A 2,751-nucleotide genomic window follows, 5' to 3' on the forward strand; every position below is an offset into this window, starting at 1 on the left:
GGTTGATATCACCTCCATCATGGCGCATTGCGACGCCGTTTATAAAGGGGGGAGGAGACCATTTCATCGACCTACAACTGCCTCATCATTCCGGCCAACATCACTTTATTATTCAAGTTAAATCCTTGCCCCGCGCCAACTGTGATAACTCGCCTTCCATGCCCATGGCCTGACGCATGATCAGGTTCTTCGCCGGGGGCAGTCGGTCAGTCAGACGCAGACCCGTATTTCGCAACCACCGAACAGCCAACATCTTTGAACCAAACAGGCGTTTGAAGGCCTCCATGCTTGCGATCATGATCTGGTTATCGCCCTTGCGCCAGCGTTCATAGCGACGTAATACACGGTGCTCGCCGATATCCTCGTGTTGCCGGTTGGCCCGCACCACGACCTCGGCCAGGGCAGCGGCATCTGCCAGCCCCAGGTTCACACCCTGCCCGGCCAGCGGATGAATCGTATGCGCGGCATCACCGACAAGAGCCAGACGCGGCTGGGTGTACTGTTTGGCGTGTTGCATCCGCAACGGGAAGCTGGCGCGCGGGCCGCAGCTGAGCATACGGCCCAGCGCATCACCGAAGCTTATCTGCAGGGCATCGAGGAAGGCCGAGTCATCCATGGCGAGCAGTTCGCGCGCATGCGCCGGTGTGGTGCTCCAGACAATCGAACTGCTGCCATCCGCAAGCGGCAGGAAAGCCAATGGGCCATCAGGCATAAAACGCTGCCAGGCGGTTTCCTGGTGCGAGGCCGAGGTTTCAATGCGTGCCACCACGGCCTCCTGCTCATACGACCAGCCCTGTACCTCGATACCGGCCTGCTGGCGCAGGGGCGAACCGCCACCATCGGCACCGACGATCATGGCGGCATCTATATTTCGACCGTTATCAAGCGTAACCCGCACATGCTCGGCCTGCGTGTCAAAACCCGCCACACTGGCCGGGGCAATCAATTCAACGCTATCGAGTGCGGCGACGCGCTTGAGCAAGGCCGACTGGATGACCCGGTTCTCAATGATGTGGCCGAGCACCGGCTCGCCGATATCGGCACTATCAAAATGGATTACACCGTTACCACTCGCATCCCAGACATGCATATCCCGGTATGGTGATACCCGTTGGGCACACATGTCCTCCCAGGCACCGAGTGCGGTAAAGATATTTTGCGAGGCACGCATAATTGCCGACACCCGTTGATCGAAGCTTTCGGGAGGCCAGTCGTGCTCGAATGGCTGTGCCTCAATAAGCGCCACGCGCAACCGTGCCTGGCCAAGGGCACAGGCCAGCGCCGCACCGACCATGCCGGCGCCAACAATGAGAATATCGTAGTCTCGCTTAGCCATTGAGCATCATTTCCAGTTTCAGAGAGTATCGATGATTGATGATTGATGAATGATGATCGAAAAAGCTTTCATCATTATTATTCACCGCAACTTCAGGCCGCGCCCAAGCCGCGGCAGCTTGCCGGTCAGACCCATGGCCTGCCGGGTGATTAAATGCTTCAGCGGCGGACACAGATCGGCGGCCAGCAGGCCGATATTCCGCGCCAGCGCCAGCGGCGTCAGGTTGTTTGAGAACACCCGCACCATGCTGTCGGTGAAGCCGATGACGCGCAGGTGATCATGACGACGCCAGCGCGCGTAGTTTTTCAATACCTCAAGCCTACCGATGTCCTGCCCGGCCTGCTGCGCCTCGACCAGCACCTGGGCGAGTACCGCGACATCGCGCAGCCCCAGGTTAAAGCCCTGCCCGGCGATGGGATGAATCGTGTGCGCGGCGTTGCCGATCAGAGCCAGGCGTTCACGCACATGTTCACGCGCCTGGCGCAAGGCGAGGGGATAGGCGACGCGTTTGCCGGCACGGCTGAACCTGCCCAGCTGATCACCAAAACGGGCCTGCAGACGGGCCAGAAAACCTGCCTCATCCAGCGCCAGGAGTTCATCAAGCTGCGCCTCGTTTACCGTCCAGACGATAGAGCAACGATGTTCGCCCGCCAGATCCGTCAGCGGTAAAACCGCCAGCGGCCCCGTATCGGTGAAACGCTCATAGGCCACGTGCCGGTGCGGACGCTGGCAACTCACATTCGTAATAACCGCCGTTTGCCCATAGTCGGTACCGAAACTGCGGATGCCCATCTGCTCGCGCACAAACGACTTGCCACCATCGGCCGCGACCAGCAAGCTTGCCTGCAAACTGGTTACCACCCCTTCATGTTCGATATCCACCTGCGCCGAACCCGCATCACATTGAATACGCGTCACACTGGCAGGACACAGCAGGCTGACATTCTCAAGCAGTTGCAGACGTGCCGAAAGCACCGCACCGAGGACACGGTTTTCGACCACATAGCCGAGGGCCTCGAGATTCTCGTCGGCGCAATCCAGGCGCGTCTTGCCAATGTGACCACGGTCAGAGACATGGATCTTTTCAATCGCGCTGACACCGTGCTGTTCGATCGCCGCCCACAGCCCCATGCCCTCGAAGATGCGCCGCGAACCATAGGCCATCGCGACAGTGCGGTCATCGTAACTCGGCTGGCTGTCCGCGCCGAAGGGCACGGCCTCGACAACGGCGATCCGCAGGTCCTGTTCGCCAAGCGCACAGGCGAGGCTGGCACCAACCAGGCCACCACCGACGATTACTATGTCAAAGTTATGTTCCACTGTTCAAATTCATCATAGTTCACTGCTGTCCCGTTAATTCCCTCTCCCTTCGGGAGAGGGTTAGGGTGAGGGGATTTAGATTCGATAACACCTTG

At 59.2% G+C, this 2,751-nt stretch carries 2 protein-coding genes; both read right to left on the reverse strand.

What is annotated here, in order from left to right:
- Positions 1-112: 112 nt before the first annotated feature.
- Positions 113-1,336, reverse strand: coding sequence for a UbiH/UbiF/VisC/COQ6 family ubiquinone biosynthesis hydroxylase (locus RQ738_RS13490; protein WP_314165832.1), 1,224 nt, complete (start codon positions 1,334-1,336; stop codon positions 113-115).
- A gap of 81 nt (positions 1,337-1,417) precedes the next feature.
- On the reverse strand, positions 1,418-2,656 hold the full coding sequence (gene ubiH / locus RQ738_RS13495) for a 2-octaprenyl-6-methoxyphenyl hydroxylase (protein WP_314165833.1): 1,239 nt from the start codon (positions 2,654-2,656) through the stop codon (positions 1,418-1,420).
- Positions 2,657-2,751: the final 95 nt, after the last annotated feature.

Source organism: Sulfuriflexus sp., from assembly GCF_032250955.1.
Classification (GTDB): Bacteria; Pseudomonadota; Gammaproteobacteria; order AKS1; family AKS1; genus Sulfuriflexus.

Coding starts and splice junctions, on each gene's coding strand:
- RQ738_RS13490 (WP_314165832.1), bottom strand. CDS start 1,336: ATGGCTAAGCGAGACTACGATATTCTCATTGTTGGCGCCGGCATGGTC.